Genomic DNA, 20,883 nt, shown 5'->3' on the forward strand with positions numbered 1-20,883 from the left:
CAAGTGGTACTATGGAAACTGTTACTGAAAATCAAGAGATTACAATGGCCAAAAAATTGGAAAAAATGTTCGGCCATTTAGACTATAAAAATCCACCAGAACTTTGCCCTGTACGTGACGTGATGTCGGTGGCCTCCGATCAGTGGAGCATTTTGATCTTACTTTGGTTGGGGTACTTTCCGATATTGCGCTTCAACAAGTTAAAAAAGTATGTGTACGGCATCTCGAACAAGGTGCTGAGCCAGCGACTGAAAGTACTCGAAGCCGATGGCTATATCAGCAGGGAAGCCTATGCCGAAGTACCCATACGTGTTGAGTACAGCTTGACCGAATTTGGTAAAAACTATGTGGAACGCCTATTGAACCTAACGGAATGGATGCAAGAAAATAGTCCTAAGGTATTGGCCAATCGTGAAAAATATGGATTGGTTTAGTCTTTGATACGGTTCCAAATATCTAGGTACATTTTCCAATTATCATTCTCCTTTTTCCAGACAACCACATATTTTCCCTTCCATTCGACAATTGAACCATCTTCTTGTTTGGTCTTGCCTTCGTAATGGCCATAGTCATGTGCGTAATTGCCAAAAAATTGAATATGTTCAGAAGTTATCTTGTGGTGAATCGTTTCTAGTGAGTTTTCATTGGGGGTCCAGTATTTTTTTAAATTTTCACCACTCAAGATTTCAAGATTGTTCGGAAATATTTTTGCATCGCTGGTATAGGTATTGACCATGCCCGTTACATCTTTGGCCATGAACGCTTTTGAGAATTCATTCGATGCAGAGATTATTGCTTCTTTGTCTTGAATATTTCCGCTTTTAATCTTACCGTTTGTACAATCTATTTTCCAAGTGGGGTAAACAATGGTCTCATCGATATTCACCCATTCACCGGCCCATTTGAAACCGTTATCATCTATCTCGCTGAACGTAATACGATAATAACCATCCATACCATTGGGCGCTTTTTGTTCTCTGTACAGTAATATGTCTCCATTCTCTTGCTTGGTACCTTCCCATGCCGGAAGTACTGTAGATAAGCCTTTGTTACTGTAATAATGAACATACCAGCGAGTGCTATCGGGTATGAACTGACGAATACTGCCCGAATATCCACCATCAGGCTTTAGTGTTTCATCTTGAACGGCATGACCGTTCATAATGTATTTGAAACGCCACAACATACTGGTCGTTTCAGCCCAAGTTCCATCTTGGTTTCGCATTTGTGATTTACAATTGCATTCACCAATCAATGGAGCAAAGTCCAATAACTCTTTCGGGGCTTTAGGATTCGGCAATCCATAGGGATGTTCTGCCGAGGGTTCGTATTCATATTGTGCGGTCAAAAAGAGAGGTAAGAGAAAAAGAAAACCAAAGTAGCGTGTTTTCATTTGGTTGATTTTGACTTAAATTATCGAAAACTACTCAGCCTAAACTACCTCTTGTGAATAAATTAACACGAAAGCCCCTCTTTGGTATTCTGGGTATTTAAAAAAGGGCAAGAGTATAGATACTGGCCATTAAGTGACCTATGGTATCACTCCCACCCCATCATCAAATATTTGATTTTGGCCTCATCAGGAATTTGAACCGCTTCTATGTTCGAAGTCGAATATCGCAGGGCTGATGGCAGCTCTTCTTTATCAATGGTAAAATATAGGTCACTTTCTTTTGGAAAGATGACCACACTTTTCAAAGTGGTCACAATCTTTCTAATTTTATATCGGGTTTGAATATCCTTAAAAGTACTTCGTAGCCCGATACCGCTTTCGGTCAAATATCGACTATCAAAAACCTGGATGTTTTCTACCTTGGGGACGCTGTCTTGCGAAGGTTTCAAAGTGAGCAAGTGCTTTCCGCCTTTCTCAAAAACCTTTATTTTCTTGGGTATGCCATCAGATTTCAACCGAAATGTGTCCTTCACAATGGAGTCTTGGGCAAAAATGTTTTCCACATCATCAAAAATCGTGGTTTTTTGCAAGGGTCCTATACTGGTTTCGGTAATCAGAAAAGTGGTGTCTTTTTCAATACAGGCACTTAAAAACATCAAGTTCAAAACTACGACTGCCAAAAAACATTTTTTCATTCTCAATAAAGATTTTAGGGTCCAGAACCTAACGAATCACCTTTTTCAAAACACCCAAAACTCCACGTATAAAAGTGGCACTGGTCAGCACCTTGACCACTGGGTTCATACGGGTACTTCGCCGTCTGGTTGACGTGGTTCGACGAGCAGTGGTTTTTCTTGCCTTTTCTTTTTCGGCCTCTTCTTGGGCCTTCTCGATTTTTTCATTTAAGATTTCATAGGCACTTTCCCTGTCAATGGTATCATTATACTTTTTGATGAGCTTTGATTTGCCAATGGCTTCTTTCAGCTCTGCATTGGTGAGCACATCCATACGGCTCATGGGGGCACGTAGCATGGTAGCTGCAAGGGGGGTAGGGCGACCTTTTTCATCTAAAGCGGAAATCAGCGCCTCACCAATGCCCAATGAGGTCAAAATCTCTTCGGTTTTGTAGAACTCGGAGTCAGGATAGTTCTGCGCCGTAAGCTTAATGGCCTTTCGATCTTTGGCGGTAAAGGCGCGAAGCGCATGTTGCACTTTCAGGCCCAGTTGTGCCAGCACATCATCGGGCACATCGGTAGGGTTTTGTGTTACGAAGAACAGGCCAATACCTTTTGAACGGATCAGTTTGACGATGCTCTCGATTTGGTCGAGCAAGGCCTTTGAGGCATTTTCAAAAATCAAGTGGGCCTCATCGATGAACAATACCAATTCAGGACGGTCACTATCTCCCTGCTCTGGAAAGGTAGAATAGATTTCCGCCAAAAGGCTTAGCATAAAGGTCGAGAATAATTTGGGCTTGTCTTGTATGTCGGTCAATCGTATGATGTTGATATAGCCCCTACCATTTTCATCGATTCTGGTGAGATCATCTACTTCAAAAGACTTTTCACCAAAAAAGAGGTCTGCACCTTGTTGCTCCAACTCGATGATTTTTCTGAGTATAGTGCCCGTCGAACTCGTGGAAATTCGACCATAGTCTTTTTGAAACTCCTTTTTGCCCTCGCCCGTGGCGTATTGCAGTACTTTTTTGAAATCCTTTAGATCCAATAAGGGCAGTTTGTTGTCATCACAGTATTTGAAGACCACTGCCACAATACCTTCTTGGGTGACGGTAAGATCCAAAATCCTGGACAGCAGAACAGGGCCAAATTCAGAAACGGTGGCGCGTAACCGAACACCGTCTTGTTCTGAAAGTGATAGAATTTCAACAGGGAAACCCTTAGGCTCGAAAGGCAGCCCAATTGCCTCATGGCGTTCATCTATTTTCGGGTGTCCCGGACTTGGTTGGGCGATGCCGCTCAAATCACCTTTTAAATCCATCAACAGTATGGGAATTCCCTTTTCAGAAAGGTTTTCAGAGATTACCTGAAGAGTCTTTGTTTTTCCCGTACCCGTGGCCCCGGCAATGAGTCCGTGGCGGTTCAATGTTTTCAGGGGTACTTTGATAAAGGCGCTATTCACCGTATCACCATCGACCATGCCCGCTCCCATGGTAATGTAATCGCCTTTCATGGTATATCCCTTTTCAATGTGTGAAAAGAATTTCTCTTTGTTGCCCATAGTGGTGAGTTTGCGATAAAAATAGGGAAATTCATAGTTAGAAATGCGAATTTGGAATTTAACTTGAACCACCGATCGGAATTCGTGAAAATTTGTGAAATTAGTATCAAACCAAAAAAGTTGACAAAATGAAAGTTATGGGTCTACAAACGATACTGGTCGTTTTTATGGTAGTTGCAATACAGCAAAATATCTTTTCACAAAAGCGCACGGAAATCATTTTTCACAAGTCTCCCGATCCAGAGCGTCAAAAGGCTCCGTTCAGTGAAGCGGTACAGGCCGGGAACCTTTTCTTTTTGGCAGGTCAGATCGGTATGGACCGAGCTGTGGGAAAACTGGCTGAAGGAGGGATTCAAGGCGAGACCGAACAGGCCATCAAGAACATTCAAGGCGTTTTGGCCCGACATGGCCTCACCTTGGACAATGTGGTAAAGTGTACCGTAATTTTAAGTGATATCAACGATTTTAGGGCCTTTAACGAGATATATGTAAAATACTTCACCAAAAAACCTGCCCGTACGACCTATGCCGCGGCCGGGCTGGCCGTTGGGGCCAAGATTGAAATTGATGTGACCGCTGTTAAGTAGAGGCGGGTTTATCCGTTTTGGCACCGGCAATCAGTAACCAAAGGCATGTGCCAATTTCACCAATACTTGCAGGTATGGTAATGTAGCTTGAAATGGCATAATCATAATAGTTCTCTATCATTATCCTTCCCAAAAAATCCAGATAGTAACCAATGCTACCCACCATTAAGAAAACACCTAACAGTTTGGGCAAAATACCGGACTTGTAGACCAAATATCCAAAAGGGAATAGCCATAGGGCCCAAAAATTTTGCCCGATAAGATTGCCATAGTTGAACTGGGTCAAATAAAACATTACCTGTTCTTGTAATTGACCGGTAGGTATATGGTCATTTGAGATGGAACTGAGAATGGCAAACTTGTTCATTAAGTTGGAAAATAGAATTGGAACACTTGGCACGGCAAGGGCCACCATGGTTACGGCAACCGGTTTGTTTACGAAATGAAGTAGTTTGTACAAGACCAGGGGCAACAACAAAAAAGCGGTGAAGCTTATGCTCTCTGCAACTATTCCGAGCCTGAACAAGAAATTTGAACTTTTGATATTTGATAAGGTGGTGGCTGAATCGTTGAAAATAATCAGTTGGGAAGGAACATACAGCAAACTGAAAATTCCGAATACAACGACAAGAAGGTAAAGCAGGCCTGCAAGTCTCGCTGTCTTTTTATTGGCGGTCATTTTTTTTGTTTTTATGTTTGACGAACTTGAATGATGATTGTTACAAACATCAACAAGAACCGAAGTATCTTTGCAGCATGGCGATTCAGCAAATCATGGATTTGGTCGATAAAGGCCTTATGCTTCCTTTGATGGAAGAATTTTATACCATTCAGGGAGAAGGTTTCCATAAGGGTACCGCTGCCTATTTTATTCGAATTGGAGGTTGTGATGTGGGCTGTCATTGGTGCGATGTGAAAGAAAGTTGGAATGCCGAAACCCATCCGCCCACGGCGATAGGGAGCATCGTCGAAAATGCCACAAAATATTCAGATACCATTGTTGTAACGGGAGGCGAGCCCCTGACCTGGGACATGGGGCCATTGACGGCATCGTTGAAAGAAAAAGACCTTAAAATTCATATTGAAACCTCTGGTGCCTATCCGTTGACCGGGGTTTGGGACTGGATCTGCCTTTCCCCCAAAAAAAACAAACTTCCGATGGGCAACATTCATCAAAAGGCTGATGAACTAAAAGTGATCGTGTACAACAAACATGACTTCATATTTGCCGAAGAACAGGCAGAAAAGGTAGGCAAAGACTGTATTTTGTACCTACAGCCTGAATGGAGCGTACGTGAAAAAGTCACTCCCCTTATCGTCGATTATGTCATGCAACACCCCAAATGGAAGGTGTCATTGCAGACACATAAGTACTTGAATATTCCCTAGAAAAACTATCTGCCCCCGTTGTTCTGAAGATCTAACACGCATTCAGCATCCAAATCGGGAACCACTGCCGACTTGTTCACCTCTTGGATCAATAAGTTCAATACGGTATTGCCCGATAGCGAACAGGCTGATTTTAGTTCTTCAGTAGATTTAGCTATGGGAGACATTATTTTTGAAGCGCTGAATTGTAGCTCAGCCCGCATTAAACAGCCTTCAACATTACAGTGGTTTTCAGATTCTGGGTCTTCGTGATCGTTTACGGGAATGGTTCCTAGGTTAACGAGTCCGAATAGATGTCCGAATTCGTGGTTGAGTGTGGCCGTTTCTACATCAGTAACACTAATCAATAAACTTCTGCTGGCAAGCTCACGTATGGTTTGCTCATAAATGACCATCGACGTATTGAAATATACCGCGCCCAGAGTGACAAGACTTGCATCTTCATCATCGCCATCAGCGGGGGCATCGGCAAAATAGATGTAGACGGCCAAGGTTGAACCATCATTGTAGGCGGTTCGGTTTTCGTCTTCTAGATTGGCTATCTCTTGTAGGGTCAAGGTTTCTTCATTTGGTGATGGCAATTCATTGTAAATGATTTCAATATCTTCTTTGAAAGTATGCTGCCTGAGATAATCTTGAAAATTGTCGATGGTTTGTTGTGTGGGCCTAAAACCTGTGACATAGGCGATTTGAATCTGCAACTTGTCAAAGTTGGTGTTTGAGAGAATATCATTGGCAGAGGCACCTGTGGTCAATAGATTGGCAGATTTATCAACCCCGCCTTGACCGTCATCATCGGTGCCTGAACCAGGGCCGTCACCGTTGTCATTGGAACAGGAAAGCGAAAAAATGAACAGAATGCCCAAAAGGGGATAAAAGAACTTTTTCATAACAATTGTTTTCTTCTTCTTAAACGTTAGATGAGGCTATTCTATTATGGTTTAATGGTCAACCTTGCCAAATAGTCGTAGTGTTCGCCCTGGCTTACAAGTTCACAGCTAAAATCATTGGTCTCCGCTATATTGCGTAAGGTATTGTAATCGATGTACAGCCAATCGAATGGGTCGCTTCTTTTGCCCTTATATTCTAGGGTGAATTGTACCTCCCCGTAGTAGTTCAACTCTCCGGGTATCCAGCGACCACCATCTTCGTCTTGATCATACATATATATGATGTCGCTAGAATCCATTAGTATTTGCCCCCCTGGCTTCAATAATTTTTTGAAATGATCCAAATAAAAAGTCAATTTCTCTAACCGGCCTACAATTCCGATACCGTTCATCAATAGCAATAGCGTATCAAAAGTTGTTCCAGAATAGGTCAAAATATCACCATAGATCACTTTGGTCAGACCTCGAAGCCCGCAAGTATCAACGGCACCTTTTGATGAGTCAATGCATGTTACCTCATGGCCTTGCCCTTGAAGATAAAGACTGTGCGAACCTGCTCCACAACCAATATCCAGAATTTTTCCTTGGCAAAGGTGAAGTGCTTTTTGCTCAAGTTTCGGCATTTCAGAATAGTTTCTGAAGAGGTAGGGCAAGGGCATCACGTCTTCCTCATCCAATGAGGAAAAGGTTTTGATGTCTTCGGTATATGCTCCCTTTTGAAAATCGAGCAGGGCCCGACCCAAAATATCGTCCATTTCAAAAATATTGTACCACAAAAGTGAAACTTATTTTCTTATGAAGGGCTAACGCTATTTTATATAATTTTGATTTATGCAGTTGACGTTGGATGATTTACCGAACAAGGCCCATAAAAGACAAACAGAAAACAAAAAATTCTTTGCCAGACTCAAGAAGCGGCCTCCAAAGAACTTAGATTATATAATGCAAGAATTGCATGAAGAAGAGTTTGCAAAAACCGATTGTCTGACCTGTGCCAACTGCTGCAAGACTACAGGGCCATTATTTACCCAGGCCGATATTGAGCGGATCGCCAAACATTTTAAAATGAAATCCTCAACATTTATAGAAACCTATTTAAGGATTGATGAAGACAGCGATTATGTGCTGAAAGCGGTGCCCTGTACTTTTTTGGGTGCCGACAATTACTGCTCGATCTATGAAGTGCGGCCAAAGGCCTGTCGTGAATATCCGCATACCAACCGAAAGAAGTTTCAGCAAATCACTGATTTGACGCTCAAGAACGTGGCCATATGCCCAGCGGCCTTTAATATTGTGGAGGCAATGAAAAGAAAAATCGTTTGAGCAGTACAGTTGGCGGTGACATAGAATCTTGAGACAACGAAAAAGAGAACTTAAAGCCTGGACATGGGATGTGAGGCGTGAGACTTTTCTACATTGGCTGACCATGGTCACCGAACATCCAAGACCCAACATCCGACAATGATTTTTGAACTTGTTCTTGATTCTTGAATTTGTATTTTTAAAAGATGGAACAGCTAATGAACTATTTCGAGACCATTCCCCCGTTGCACCGAACACTCATTTTGGTGGGAGGCATTACCTTTTTCTGGATTTTGGAAGGCATTGTGCCGTTGTTCAGTGTCAAATACAAAAAGTGGCGTCATGCCGTGCCCAATTTCTTTTTTACCCTGACGACCATTTTGGTGAATTTTCCACTGGCGTTTTTGTTGCTAAAGACTTCTGACTGGGCGGTTCAAAACGATTTTGGCATTATCAATTGGCTGCCCGAAATGCCACTTTGGTTATATGTGGTCTTAGGCGTTATGTTGTTGGATCTGATCGGCGCCTATGCTGCCCACTGGGTCGAGCATAAGGTGAAACCGTTTTGGATGATCCACCTTGTACACCATACCGATCATAATGTTGATACCACCACGGCCAACAGGCACCATCCGCTTGAAAGTTTAATCCGTTATTTTTTCACCCTGCTAGGTGTCTTTCTTGTGGGGGCCCCAATAGGCATCATCATGTTGTATCAAAGTCTGTCTGTCGTGTTGTCACAGTTCAATCATGCAAACATTCGGTTGCCCAGAAAAGTAGATGATGCCTTGAGCTGGGTGATTGTCTCACCCGATATGCACAAAGTGCACCATCATTATGTTTTACCCTATACCGATTCAAACTATGGAAATATTTTCTCGATTTGGGACAGACTTTTTGGTACTTATATGAAGCTTGACCCAGAGAAAATTGTATATGGGGTCGATACCTTTCCTGATGAAAAAGAGAATGGCAGTATTTTGGGCTTGTTAAAACAGCCGTTTCATAAATACCGAAAGCCTACGACCGGTCAATCATAGATTATATATTTCCCTTGATCTCGTTAAACGGCGGCTCTAAATTTGCTTGTGAAGTAATCGGGAATTTTTTTGGGTATTTCTAAAGATTTTGCAACTTGATAAAAGTGGAAAAAGCGGCCTAAAAAGGTGAATCAACAAGAATATTGAAAAGAACTATAGTAGAATCCGATATAGAATAGCCCCAATCATCTAGGCAAAGTTGCTAAAAAATAGACGTTTCTAAGAAATATTCTTGGAGGAATAAATTATTTTATCGTAATATTGCAATTAAATAATAAATATGGGACTGGCCAAAACCGAAATATTCACAGACAGGCAAAATCAGATTGCCATTTTTGCCAAGGCCTTTGGTCATCCGGCCCGTGTAGCCATTCTTCAACACCTGTTCAAGATCGAGTCTTGTTTCTGTGGTGATTTGGTAAATGAGATCGGACTTGCCCAGCCCACAATCTCGCAACATTTAAAAGAATTGAAATATTTGGGCCTTATCAAGGGAACTGTAGAGGGAACGAGTGTCTGTTATTGTATCGATCGAGAGAATTGGGCCGCCATGAAGGGGGTGATGGGAGATTTTCTTGATCAAGACCTACCCGAAAACGAAGAATGTTGCTAAAAAATTTGGAACGATTAATTGTTTTATTGCGATAAAAAAATTGAACAAAATCTTTTCTGATGAAAACAAACAAATCCTTAATCATTTTGACGCTGCTGGTTTTCATTCATCACGGCGTGAGAGCACAAAAGCTTGGAAACGAAATCGTAAAATCAGTGGCCAAAATCGAAGATACCTATCTGTTCATTCAAAAAGACAGGGCGATAGTATTAGATCAATTGGCTTCCAAAATTTTCAAATACAAGAAGGTAAATGAAACCGTGAACGTGGTTTTTATAGACAAAGAGAATAAAGAAAAAAGCCAACTTGCCGCCATTTGGCTCAAGACCGGGCTACTTTATTATGGACTGAACGGATATAGTGTCATTTCGGCGGGGTTTGAAACCCCAAATGGGCCGCTTCCAGAACTTGCCCTGCTCGAGCAATATGGTTTTAGGGTTACCGATACAAGCGGAGATAGACGCTCTTCCTATGATATAAATTATGGTTCCAAAAATTGGTCCGTACAGTACAAAACCATTGAATCTATCGACTTAAGTGAAGATGATACCCTCAATGTATTTGTTGAACAAGGAATTGCTTCTGAGCAAGGCTTGACCCAAACAACAATCCCATTATTTTCGCCTGAGCTGATTGCAAGGGAAATGCTTTACGTTGCATCAAGAATCAACTATTTGACCGAACACCAGCAATAAAAACCATTGAGATGAAAGTATCTGGGCTTTCTAATCTCGATGCTAATTCACGGTCATTATTTTTCTAAGGGAAACAGACTTTCCTTCTGGGGTAAACCCTTCTAAGCAGATCTCAAAATCACCACTGATATCTGACGTATAGAAATCGACAAGGGTCAAGTCTTCTTTGATTTCGAGATTGGGTTCCCAGAGCAGCTGGTACCTAAAATCAAATATTCTATCGGTTTCGAGCTTGTTATCCGATTCATATGTTTGCTTGAAATATTCTTTCTTGGGTTGTGGGTTGAACATATCGACCGTAATACGGTGATTTCCGCTAGAAAGTTCGGCATAGTTGCCGTCAAAGGTCTCAACTTCGAGTACTCCTTGAAAGATTTTTGGCCCGACTACATATTTATCCCTTAAAAAAGCAATGCTTCTTACCTCTCTTGCATTATAGGCAATAACACTGCTTTGGTCTTGTACCAGTATTCCATCGACGATTAGTAGTGGTAAAGAAGAAAAATCTTGATGAATATCATGGTCATGGGGTTTGACGTAAAATGCATATTCATTCTTTTCAAGTCTTCTCGACCATACCAAATCGATTACTTCTACCAAGGTTTCCCTTACTGTGGAAAATCGGGTATACTCGTCTAAAACATATTTTTTCATCTTATCCCTGTAAAAGGGCACTGTTGTTGGCGCAGGTCTTAAAGAATCGGATTTTATCGTGAAATAACCATTCTCGATTTGATTGTGCACGCTTCTGTCGATGATCATGGCCTTCATCCCAGGCGCTATTTGAAAATCATAAAATGTTATATCTGGGTAATCTAAAGCCAATTGGTCATGTAATACGATTTCGTACTCCTTTCTTTGCTCACCTAATACCTGTACCACCATTTCGGTGCCGTTGTGCTCTTTTTCGAGGTTTGTACGAAAGCTGCCATCAGCCTTGGTGTTGACAACCTTCAACTGATGCCCCCCTTTTTCTGGAATGGAAATGGCCACGGAAACATTAGCTGTGGGGTTTTGCGGATTCTGGGTGACAATCTTTCCTGAGACAATCTCTCCCCTGAGTTCGGGAAGATATTCAGGTGCCATACCTTGAAGGCTTTGTTGTGTGGCATTCCTCCAATTTTGGACAAAAGTCGATCTGACCGTGGGCCTTTGTGACTTTTTTACCGTATCAACCTTTCTTACAGAGAGCGAGTAAGTGCCTTGGGCAAGAAGCTTGTTCACGTCACGCAATGTCAAAGACACTTTAGACCGATTGTCATAGCTGTTCTTATCGGCCACCATAGTCATGTTTTGATCGTTTATCTCTTGTTGGGCACCCTTGACGGCACTTGTGACAATACCTATATTCAACCCGGTGTGCTCCCCATCTTTAGGAAGGAGATTTTCTTGATTGCCTTGATAGGGATTGATAATGGTCACATCACCTTGAAAAAAAATATCGTACCCGGCGTTTTTCATCCACTGTGTATAGCCCACAAGTTTGTAATTGCCCGATGGAACCTCTGGAGGAATAAAGTAATCGCCCTGACCTGAACCATTGTTCAAAAAGATCTTATGCTTAAATATCGATTTCTTGTCTTCACCTATCAATTCAACATATGCTATCTTGCTAATTGTACTGAGCCTACCTGTTGAACTATCAAGGGTATAAACCTTGTAGTACAGATAATCGCCAACAAAAAGCAAGGTGCTGTTGTAGTGCACAAAAATCTTTTCTTGCGGTATATCTGAATAGGTAATGTTTTGATGACTGTACCTTTCTGGCGATTGGGCGCAGACACCCATCAAACCTATAAAAGTAACGAGCAAAAAATGTAATACCTGCCTTTTCATCATTGTTTTGGTCATTCTATCCAAAAATCAGGAGCCACGTTTGTACCTAATACTGTACAATCGCCGCAAATTCTAGGAACAACTTTGTAATCGCCTTGAGAAGCGTCTTCTGGTTCGTGATGGGCCCAAAACTCAACAATTTCAAATTTCACCAAGTTCAATAATTCAATGGGAATAGGGGTGGTTATCTGACAGTCAAAAGGCCACGCCGGAATCAAATCTTCGGGGAAGAATTCGTCATGGTCAAAAAAGATTCTTCTCGAATCTACGGGAGAGACGTCAAAAAAACCAATAACCTTCTCCCTCGGATTGTTTGAGGCACTGATGTTTCCATTAAAAAAACCAGGTTGGTTTTCAGAAAAGATGCTTTCCAGCCCGGAAAACTCATTCAAGGTTTCATAAAATGTATGTGCTTCCCTTGAGATGACATACTGTTTGACCAAAATGCTGTATCTGTGGCTAATGATATAATCGTCCCGAGCCAAAAAGCGAACCACAAAACGGCTTAATCTATCTTCGATGAATCCACTGGTGTTCGCTAAAATTATATTCACAGAATTTACAGTATTGAAACATACCTGCTCTTCCTGCATTTTTGGAACAAGTCTAAAGAAGAGAGGGACTTCTTGCTGAATGGTCAATTCTTGAGGGTTCCAAAATGGGGCCACGATTTTATAGGTCTCTTCATAATCAAAGCGGTAATATTGTGATTCTCCCTCTGGATCAAAAGTATCTACCAAAATGGCTACTCCTTCCACTTCCTGATCATTGGTTTCCACAGAAGCGTATAAATCGTCAATGGGCGTGTTTTTTGACAGTACCACCGGGGTAGATTCATAAACACCGCCCTCTCTGGTGGTTATTGACAGTTGATAGCTTACATTGGGTTGGGCGGCAAACATGACTTCAGAAACATACTGTCCGGGATTGTTCTCCACAAAAACGTATTCATTTTGCATATCATCCAGCACCCTTACCGTAGCCCCCACTTCACCTCCGGCCTCTTCCTCTTCAAACCGAAAAGTACGGCTTAGGTTTATTTGTTGGTATTTTAATTCATTGGTTATGAGGGCATCTATGACCAATACACTCTCAAAATCTTCGGTGGCGGCCTCAAATGGTTCAACACAGCTCTGTGAGAAAAGTGTGAGCATGAATATTGAAATAATGTAGTGTCTATATCGGGCTATTGGTAAGGCCAAAGTGTCTTAAAATTTAAAATTATAGGTAATTGTGGGTATCGGAATTGTGAAAATAGAACTCTTGTACGCTTGTATATCACCATTTTCGGTAACAAAGAATACAGAGTAGGGGTTATTTCTGCCCAATACATTGTATACCGAAATGTTCCAAAAACTATGAGCCAATTTTTTAAGCTTATGGTTTCCTTCCACATTGAAACTCAAATCGAGACGGTAGTAATCCGGAATCCTGAATTTGTTTCGATCACTGTAAAAGGCATATTCTGCACCTCTAAAGGTATAATTACCGAGAGGATAGGTCACCGGTCTCCCTGTTTGATAGGCAAAATTGGCCGAGAGACTGAAGCGTTTCGTAAACTTATAATTGGCCACTAGGCTAAAATCATGTGGCCGATCAAAATTTGCGGGATAATAGTCTCCATTGTTCACTGTTTCTTCGGCGAATTCACTGTCTAATCTAATGAAGGCCCTTGAGTACGTATACCCGAGCCAACCATTGAGTTTGCCTCGATTTTTTCTCAGCAAGAATTCAACCCCATAGGCTTTGCCTTCACCCTGCAAGACCTCTGTTTCTATGTTCTCGTTCAATATGAGATCTGCGCCAACCTTAAAATCAAGCGTGTTCTTCAATCTTTTGTAGTATCCTTCCAAGCTTAGTTCAAATGCGTCTCCTGAAAAATTCTTATACAACCCCAGTGCATATTGTCGGGCCCTTTGGGGCCGTATGTTCAAATCTGAAAGTTTCCACGTATCTATGGGAGAAACCGTTGTATTGTTCGAGAGTGTGTGAATATACTGGTAAGTGGTGTTATAACCGGCTTTTATGGAAAAATCATCTGTCAAAAAGTACCTGCCAGAAAGCCTGAACTCAGCGCCAGAATAGGTTTCGATAATTTCGTTGTTTCCGTACTGCAGCGTATCTATTGCCGTGCCCTCTTCCCTAGGTACCCCCTGTGCATAAACGCGTTGCTCCGACTCTCCGAGAGCGGCATAAAAAGAGTATCTAAAACCTAAGTCCAACAGCAATCGTTTGTTTACTTCATAAGTGTCAGAAATAAACACTGCCGATTCGAGTGCCTTCTCTTTCGGAATGCTCATTGCCTGTACGATAGACCCGCTTCCTTGTGGCTCAATATCACCCGGATTTACCTGATAAAGCTTGGTCGATATACCGTAATCGAAGCTATGGGCATCATTGTACAGATACCGCATCTTAAATTTCAACAGGGTTTCATTGATCTTGTAACCAAATCTGAAATCTGTATCCGTCTCCCCATCAAAGTCGATGTTAAAGCCATACCCACTATTGGTCAGCAAAAAATCACCGGTATTCTTCTGATTGAACTTATGGGTCCATCTCAAAGAAAACAACCGATTGTTATAGTTGTACAGAGAATCTGAGGTAATGCTAAAGGCATCCCTACTGTAGTAGGCTGATGCCCTCACGTCGTTTTTCTCATCGATCTTATGGTTGTATTTGACGATGAAATCATAAAAAGATGCTTGACTGTTGCGTAACGACTCTTCATCCAACGATCTCAAGATCCAATCAGAATACGTGCCCCTGCCCCCAATCAAAACAGCAGACTTTTCTTTGACCACTGGAATTTCAAGGGCAATATTGTTGGTCACGGGCCCTATGGAGGCTTCTCCGGCAAACTCTTGTGTATTGGCATCTTTATTGACAATTTCAAAAACTGAAGACAATCTTCCGCCATATTCTGGAGGGATACTCCCTTTATATATTTTTAGGTCATCTGCCGTAAAAGGGTTCATTGCCTGAAAAATTCCAAAAAAATGGGTAGGGTTATAGATTACCGCACCATCCATAAGTACCAAATTCTGGTCTGCGCTACCGCCCCTGACATTAAAACCTGTTGCCCCTTCGCCCGCGGTACTGATGCCTGGTAAGGTGGTGGCCACCTTGAAGATATTTCGTTCACCCAATACAACAGGAACATTTTTTGTCTCTTCAGATGAGATTTCAGTGGCCCCCATTGTGGCTTCCTCCACATTTTTGGCAAAATCAGCACTCACAACTACCTCATCTAAACGTTCTATGCTTTCATTAAGTTGAAAGTCAAGTGTTCCGTTACTGTAGATTATTACGTTTTTCTGCATGGATTGGGTGCCCAGAGAACGGGTTTCAATAGTATTGAGCCCTGGTGGCAGTTCAATTTCATAAAATCCCTCGTTGTTCGTTACCGTTCCAATTTTTCCCTTGTTGACCACAATGGAAAGATTTGGCACAGGTTCTCCTGACAATTTGATATAGGCATGACCACTAAGCTTGAAATGCGCCCTTGGTGCACTATGCTCTTTCCCGATCCTTACAATTTCGACCTCGCTCTTTTCTGAAACGTCATCTTTTGAAATAAGTATTGGGTTGTTTACTGCAACTTTTTCCTTTTTCGCAGTTTCAACAGGTTGTTCTAGATTTCCGAAGAAACCATCTGGCAACTCATCATAGATGATTGTATTTCTGTTGAGGGCGATCTTATTACCTTCTAAGATATAGAAGTTGATGACCGTTTCATTAAAAATGCTTTGAAGCAACTCTGTTATGCCGACCTTTTCAAATGCACCCGAAACTGTTTTATCGGTCAGCCAATCTGAGACATAATAAAACCTGTATGCGGTTTTCTCTTCTATTTCATGAATGGCCTCTTCGAGCGGTGTATTTTCAAAAGAAATGGTTATCAATGTAGAATCATTCTGGGCAATGGCCAAATTGAATATGGGTAGGGCTATTATGAAGAAATAATATTTCACGGCCTATTGGGTTTCTGACAATAACAATTCTATTCTTTTGGCAAGTGAGATCAAATACCCGCGTATCTCTGTTCTGGGAGATCTTTTCTTTGAATAAGTCTGGATCTGCTTTTGAAGCTTTGGAAAGATACGTATGAAATCTTTTCTCTTGCGTATGGTGAAATATTCATTATTGTAAAAGAGGTAGTATTGGTTTCTACTTTTGAACTCATAGTAAACCGAATTTTTCCCTTCTCGTTTAAACCTCTTTTTCTGATGTCTTTCCAACAGCATGAGGTCTGATTTTTCAAAAAGAACTTCATAAAAACCAGAAATATCATAGGTTTTTGCCGTGCCGTCGGCAATGTTCACGAACCTATGCCCATCAATGGTAAATTTTTCCACCTTTTTTTTTATGGGCTGCAAGAGTACTTTTCTAAGGCCATTTTTCAGATGTAGCACCACCAAATCTTCATCTAGGTCATATTTCATCTCCAAATTCGGGTAATATTGACCATCATACACCATATCTCCCAACAAAAAATCTGTTGATTCAAAAAACTTGTGATACTTATTTATCACTTTGTATTTTTCTACATACCCAATACCATTGTACAAGGCAGTGTTCTCGATATCAACTAGATCATCGAACCATTGGTAATATTTTTCCCCATGGTTATCTGCTTGGGCCAAAACGAAAAAAGGGGCCAGGATAAAAAGGAAAAACATAGGTATTTGAGTCTTGCCCTTATAGAACAAAACCTGTGGACATTCCATAACAATGGGCCGAACACAAGGGATAAACAAAGCCATACTCTCAAATATAATAATTAAGTAAACACCACGGCGTTAAATAAGACCAACAACTGTTTACAAGACAAGTATGGCCATATCGAACCCACGAACCAGTTGTTCAAATGGTGATTGAAGCGGGTAAAATAGCTACCTTTTTAGAACAAAGAAATCAAGTACCTTTATTTTTATTTTAGAAATAGAATTGGATATGAAAAACAGAACGTTGCTACTATACTCCTCGGTAGATGGTCAAACACTAAAAATCTGTAATAGGCTTATGGATCATCTGGAACAAAAAAACCTGGTAGATTTATTGGCAATTGATGATTTTCATGGAGATATTTCCCTTTATGAAAAGGTTATAATTGGATCGAGTATAAGGTATGGGGTCCATAACAAAAAAATGATCGACTTCATCAACACAAAAAAAGCACAGCTCGATTCTTTAAAAACAGCATTCTTTTCTGTGAATCTAGTGGCCAGAAAACCTGAAAAAAACACCCCCGATACAAACCCCTATGTCATTAAGTTTTTTAAGACCATAGATTGGAAACCCGATCTAGTTACGGTATTTGCGGGAAAATTAGACTATAAAAAATACCCCTTTTTTGATAGAATCATGATTCAATTGATTATGTTGATGACCAAAGGACCGACAAATACCAATGCAGAAATTGAATATACAGATTGGAAAAAAGTGAGTGAATTTGGCAAACAACTGAACATGCTTTAACGATGAATATGTAGTTTATCGATATCAAAATGGCATGAATAAGCATTCTTATAATTACAAATTTCGGGTCGTCTTGAGCCTGACCTGATTGAACTTCATTCTTCATTTTATACAGGGAAACCAGTATTTGAATACACTCAAATGGTACCGGTTCCCTAAGCGCTGTCCATGACAATTATCATTATAATTCAAGGCACTTTTGGCTAGCTTGGGGCTTAGTTCATGCACATATGAAAAAAGTATTTGATGCGATTCTAAAACCTTTGTCTCCCTTTTTTAACACAAAGGCCGCTGCGGTTTATCTATTGGTATTCGCTGCATCTATAGGTGTGGCCACGTTCATTGAAAACGATTATGGAACAAGTGCGGCCCAAAAAATGGTCTACCAAGCTTGGTGGTTTGAGCTTCTTCTCTTGCTTTTTGGCATAACCGTAATCGCAAACATTCGAAAGTTTAGAATGATACAGCAGAAAAAATGGGCATTGCTTATCATACATATTGGCATAATCGTGATTCTGATCGGTGCAGCCTTGACCCGTTATATGGGGTACGAAGGAATGATGCACATTAGGGAAAACGACTCTTCCAGCAGTTTTTTATCATCCAACAATTATTTAAAGTTTCATGTAAAGAAAGCCGGCAAGGATTTTTATTTTGATGACCCTGTGCTATTTGCTTCCTTGGGGAACAACCGTTGGGAGCAATCCTATCTGCTTGATGAAGATCTTATAAAGGCAAAGGTAACACGGTTTGTACCCAACCCAAGACGGGTGTTGGGCGAAGCAGATGATGGGAAACCTACATTGCAAGTGGTGACCAGTGGCCCCAATGGGCGCGAAGATCACTTCATCGCGCAAGACAAGACCGAACGTATTGGAAACATGTTGTTCAACTTTGGGGACAGCCTATTGGCAAGGGCCATAAACATTCGTTACCACCAAGATGCCCTTATGATCAAGCCCATTATGGCCCTGACCCAGACCAATATGACCACCCATCAACGAGATACACTGTTGCCAAACCGCTTTAGCCCCTTATTGCTAAATGTATTGTACTCTGATGGGTTCAATACCTTTGTTTTTTCCGATTTCAAGAAAAAGGGGCAATTACAGATAGAGTCTGAAGATTCAAAGGTCAAAAATGAGAGCATTGTTGCTTTGGCACTCGATATCGCCGTAAACGATGAGATCAAAAAAACCTATATATATGGCAAAAAGGGTAATCCCGGAGGCTCAAAAACATTAGCGTTCAACGACATGGTACTATCAGTTTCTTATGGGGCCAAAGAAATGGCCGTACCCTTTTCCATACGGTTGAATGACTTTATTATGGACAAATACCCCGGTACCAACAGTGCCTCCTCATATGCCAGCGAGGTAACTTTGATAGATACCGAAAACGATGTTGCCCTAGATTACAGAATCTATATGAACAACATTCTCAACTATGGCGGCCACCGGTTCTTTCAGTCTTCTTTTGATACCGATGAAAAAGGCACCTATTTAAGTGTGAACAGTGATTTTTGGGGCACGCTAATATCCTATATAGGCTATGCGTTGTTGACCTTGGGCATGGTAATGGCCCTTTTCAGTAAAAAGACACGATTTCACCAAGTTTCCCAAAAAATCAAAAAGATAAGGGCAAATAGATCTGCCCTTGCCCTTTTGGCCCTTTTGGTCAGTTTCATCGGCAATACACAACCAACGGAAAATACAGAATATGCAGCACATGCGGTGCAAGTGTCCCATGCCGAACAATTCAGCAGATTGATAGTACAAGATTTCAAGGGAAGAATGAAACCGGTCCATACCTTGTCAAGGGAAGTCTTTAGAAAAGTGGCCCGCAAAGAAAGCATGTTCGGATTGACGGCCGATCAATTACTGTTGAGTCTATTCGCAGACAAGGAAACCTGGCAGAAAGCTCCTTTGGTCAAGTTGGGCAAACACGAAGACTTGAGGGAGAAGTTAAAACTTCAAAATGAACACGCTGCGTATGCTGACTTTTTTGATGGAAATGGGAAGTATATTTTACTTGATGAAGTTCGAGAGGCCTATGCCCTGGAACCTGCAGATAGGGGAGTTTATGAAAAGGAACTGCTGAAAGTTGATGAACGGGTGAATGTGCTTAGAATGGCTTTCTCAGGACGTTTGCTGAAGCTGGTTCCCGTGCCGAATGACCCCAATAATATATGGGTTTCCATTACTGCCCATGTCCACGGTCCTGATGATGTGCACGGTTCCTCTGATAGCATAACAGATATGTTTGACGCTTATGGAAATACCCTTAAGGAAGCCATGGCTACCGGTAACTATATAAATGCCGATCTTGTTCTCGACAAACTTTACGCCTATCAACAAGAACATGGCGGTGAGATCATTCCTTCAAAATCAAAGGTCAAGGCGGAAATAGCGCTCAACGAGTCCAAAGTGTTTACCCGTCTGGCCGTATTTTATATTTTGCTCGGCATTTTGCTTTTGGGTTTGCTGTTCGTTTCGGTCTTTAAGCCAAGTCTGAATCTGAAAGGGATATACAAACTACTGTTATTACTTATTTTGCTTGGCTTTTTGTCGCATACCATAGGGCTTGTACTACGCTGGTATGTTTCTGAAAGAGCTCCTTGGAGCAATGGGTATGAATCCATGATCTACATTGCTTGGACCGCTACCTTGGCCGGACTTATTTTTACCCGAAAGTCTTTGGGCGGCCTTGCGGCCACCACTGTATTGGCGGCAATCATCCTTTTTGTGGCCACTTTGAGCTTTTTGGACCCCGAAATAACCCCTTTGGTGCCGGTACTAAAGTCATATTGGCTTACCATTCATGTGTCTTTGGTGGCGGGCAGTTATGGGTTTTTGATGCTCGGTGCCATTATTGGGCTCATCAACCTGGCCTTGATGACATTTATGCGGGAATCAAATGCGGACAGGGTGAAAAGAATTGTCAAGGAAATGTCTTATGTCAGTGAACTCACTTTGATTGGAGGGTTGTTCATGCTTAGCGTGGGCACTTATCTCGGAGGTATCTGGGCCAATGAATCTTGGGGAAGATATTGGGGCTGGGACGCTAAGGAAACTTGGGCCTTGGTTACCATTCTGATTTATGCCTTTATATTGCATATGAGATTGATTCCCAAGTTCAGGGGGCTCTTTGCTTACAATTTGGCCAGTATTTTTGGTCTGGCCTCGGTTATCATGACCTATTATGGTGTGAACTACTATTTGTCTGGTTTACATTCTTATGCCTCGGGAGACCCGGTCCCAATTCCCAATTGGGTCTATATCGTTGTCTTTTCCATTTTCGTTATCAGTAGCTTGGCATTTTTCAAGAATAGAAAGGATCCAATAAAGTATTGAAAATACTAGGTGCGGTTTTTAAATGTGATCATGATTTTTGACCTGCCTACAACTCTTATACACAGT

At 41.4% G+C, this 20,883-nt stretch carries 19 protein-coding genes; 9 read left to right on the forward strand and 10 right to left on the reverse strand.

The features are described 5' to 3' along the window. The first annotated feature begins 11 nt into the window (after window positions 1-11). Entirely contained in the window at window positions 12-434 is a 423-nt protein-coding gene (locus tag L0P89_RS11705; protein ID WP_235265281.1) for a winged helix-turn-helix transcriptional regulator, read from the forward strand. On the opposite strand, the gene L0P89_RS11710 is transcribed toward L0P89_RS11705, so the two are convergent. The 3 genes from L0P89_RS11710 to L0P89_RS11720 form a co-directional block, all read right to left on the reverse strand. After that, window positions 431-1,393, reverse strand: coding sequence for a DUF4440 domain-containing protein (locus tag L0P89_RS11710; protein WP_235265282.1), 963 nt, complete (start codon window positions 1,391-1,393; stop codon window positions 431-433). The two genes, L0P89_RS11705 and L0P89_RS11710, sit on opposite strands and share 4 nt — an antisense overlap. Before the next feature lie 146 nt (window positions 1,394-1,539). Continuing rightward, complete coding sequence (locus L0P89_RS11715) at window positions 1,540-2,088, reverse strand: hypothetical protein (RefSeq protein ID WP_235265283.1); 549 nt, start codon at window positions 2,086-2,088, stop codon at window positions 1,540-1,542. Window positions 2,089-2,116: 28 nt separating this feature from the next. Further along, window positions 2,117-3,631: a helicase HerA-like domain-containing protein gene (locus tag L0P89_RS11720; protein WP_235265284.1), complete on the reverse strand. Its 1,515-nt coding sequence runs from the start codon at window positions 3,629-3,631 to the stop codon at window positions 2,117-2,119. 128 nt (window positions 3,632-3,759) lie between these two features. On the opposite strand from L0P89_RS11720, the gene L0P89_RS11725 reads away from it, so the two are divergent. Beyond that, a complete protein-coding gene (locus tag L0P89_RS11725; RefSeq protein WP_313790928.1) occupies window positions 3,760-4,218 on the forward strand; it encodes a Rid family detoxifying hydrolase in 459 nt (152 codons plus the stop codon). Here the strand turns inward: L0P89_RS11725 and L0P89_RS11730 are convergent. Further along, window positions 4,211-4,897, reverse strand: a complete 687-nt coding sequence (locus L0P89_RS11730; protein WP_235265285.1) for a DUF4386 domain-containing protein — start codon at window positions 4,895-4,897, stop codon at window positions 4,211-4,213. The two genes, L0P89_RS11725 and L0P89_RS11730, sit on opposite strands and share 8 nt — an antisense overlap. Before the next feature lie 95 nt (window positions 4,898-4,992). Between L0P89_RS11730 and L0P89_RS11735 the strand changes: the two genes are divergently transcribed. After that, a complete protein-coding gene (locus L0P89_RS11735; RefSeq protein ID WP_409557548.1) occupies window positions 4,993-5,607 on the forward strand; it encodes a 7-carboxy-7-deazaguanine synthase QueE in 615 nt (204 codons plus the stop codon). Between the two features lie 5 nt (window positions 5,608-5,612). Here the strand turns inward: L0P89_RS11735 and L0P89_RS11740 are convergent, their stop codons facing one another. Further along, window positions 5,613-6,497, reverse strand: a complete 885-nt coding sequence (locus L0P89_RS11740; protein WP_235265287.1) for a hypothetical protein — start codon at window positions 6,495-6,497, stop codon at window positions 5,613-5,615. A 44-nt stretch (window positions 6,498-6,541) separates the two neighbouring features. Continuing rightward, window positions 6,542-7,252: a bifunctional 2-polyprenyl-6-hydroxyphenol methylase/3-demethylubiquinol 3-O-methyltransferase UbiG gene (locus L0P89_RS11745; protein ID WP_235265288.1), complete on the reverse strand. Its 711-nt coding sequence runs from the start codon at window positions 7,250-7,252 to the stop codon at window positions 6,542-6,544. 76 nt (window positions 7,253-7,328) lie between these two features. Here L0P89_RS11745 and L0P89_RS11750 point away from each other — a divergent pair, with 76 nt between their 5' ends. From L0P89_RS11750 to L0P89_RS11765, 4 genes are all read left to right on the forward strand, one after another. Beyond that, window positions 7,329-7,820, forward strand: a complete 492-nt coding sequence (locus L0P89_RS11750) for a YkgJ family cysteine cluster protein (RefSeq protein ID WP_235265289.1) — start codon at window positions 7,329-7,331, stop codon at window positions 7,818-7,820. Between the two features lie 185 nt (window positions 7,821-8,005). Further along, window positions 8,006-8,839 carry a sterol desaturase family protein gene (locus L0P89_RS11755; protein ID WP_235265290.1) on the forward strand — a complete coding sequence of 278 codons (834 nt, stop codon included), beginning with the start codon at window positions 8,006-8,008 and terminating at the stop codon, window positions 8,837-8,839. Window positions 8,840-9,119: 280 nt separating this feature from the next. Continuing rightward, the gene (locus tag L0P89_RS11760; RefSeq protein WP_235265291.1) at window positions 9,120-9,452 is read left to right on the forward strand and encodes an ArsR/SmtB family transcription factor; all 333 of its coding nucleotides are present in this window, start codon (window positions 9,120-9,122) and stop codon (window positions 9,450-9,452) included. Window positions 9,453-9,511: 59 nt separating this feature from the next. Then, complete coding sequence (locus tag L0P89_RS11765; RefSeq protein WP_235265292.1) at window positions 9,512-10,147, forward strand: hypothetical protein; 636 nt, start codon at window positions 9,512-9,514, stop codon at window positions 10,145-10,147. A gap of 42 nt (window positions 10,148-10,189) precedes the next feature. Here the strand turns inward: L0P89_RS11765 and L0P89_RS11770 are convergent, their stop codons facing one another. From L0P89_RS11770 to L0P89_RS11785, 4 genes are read right to left on the reverse strand one after another with little or no spacing between them, the layout of a single operon-like run. Next, window positions 10,190-11,986, reverse strand: a complete 1,797-nt coding sequence (locus L0P89_RS11770; RefSeq protein WP_235265293.1) for a hypothetical protein — start codon at window positions 11,984-11,986, stop codon at window positions 10,190-10,192. Window positions 11,987-11,994: 8 nt separating this feature from the next. After that, window positions 11,995-13,137: a DUF4249 domain-containing protein gene (locus tag L0P89_RS11775; protein ID WP_235265294.1), complete on the reverse strand. Its 1,143-nt coding sequence runs from the start codon at window positions 13,135-13,137 to the stop codon at window positions 11,995-11,997. Window positions 13,138-13,191: 54 nt separating this feature from the next. Then, the gene (locus L0P89_RS11780; RefSeq protein WP_235265295.1) at window positions 13,192-15,957 is read right to left on the reverse strand and encodes a carboxypeptidase-like regulatory domain-containing protein; all 2,766 of its coding nucleotides are present in this window, start codon (window positions 15,955-15,957) and stop codon (window positions 13,192-13,194) included. Window positions 15,958-15,960: 3 nt separating this feature from the next. Beyond that, window positions 15,961-16,665 (reverse strand): hypothetical protein, encoded by a 705-nt coding sequence (locus tag L0P89_RS11785; RefSeq protein ID WP_235265296.1) that lies wholly within the window; start codon window positions 16,663-16,665, stop codon window positions 15,961-15,963. A gap of 274 nt (window positions 16,666-16,939) precedes the next feature. Here L0P89_RS11785 and hemG point away from each other — a divergent pair, with 274 nt between their 5' ends. Next, on the forward strand, window positions 16,940-17,464 hold the full coding sequence (hemG, locus tag L0P89_RS11790; protein ID WP_235265297.1) for a menaquinone-dependent protoporphyrinogen IX dehydrogenase: 525 nt from the start codon (window positions 16,940-16,942) through the stop codon (window positions 17,462-17,464). A gap of 230 nt (window positions 17,465-17,694) precedes the next feature. Further along, the gene (ccsA, locus tag L0P89_RS11795; protein WP_235265298.1) at window positions 17,695-20,817 is read left to right on the forward strand and encodes a cytochrome c biogenesis protein; all 3,123 of its coding nucleotides are present in this window, start codon (window positions 17,695-17,697) and stop codon (window positions 20,815-20,817) included. The last annotated feature ends 66 nt before the right edge of the window (window positions 20,818-20,883 follow it).

This window comes from Muricauda sp. SCSIO 65647 (assembly GCF_021534965.1).
Taxonomy (GTDB): domain Bacteria; phylum Bacteroidota; class Bacteroidia; order Flavobacteriales; family Flavobacteriaceae; genus Flagellimonas_A.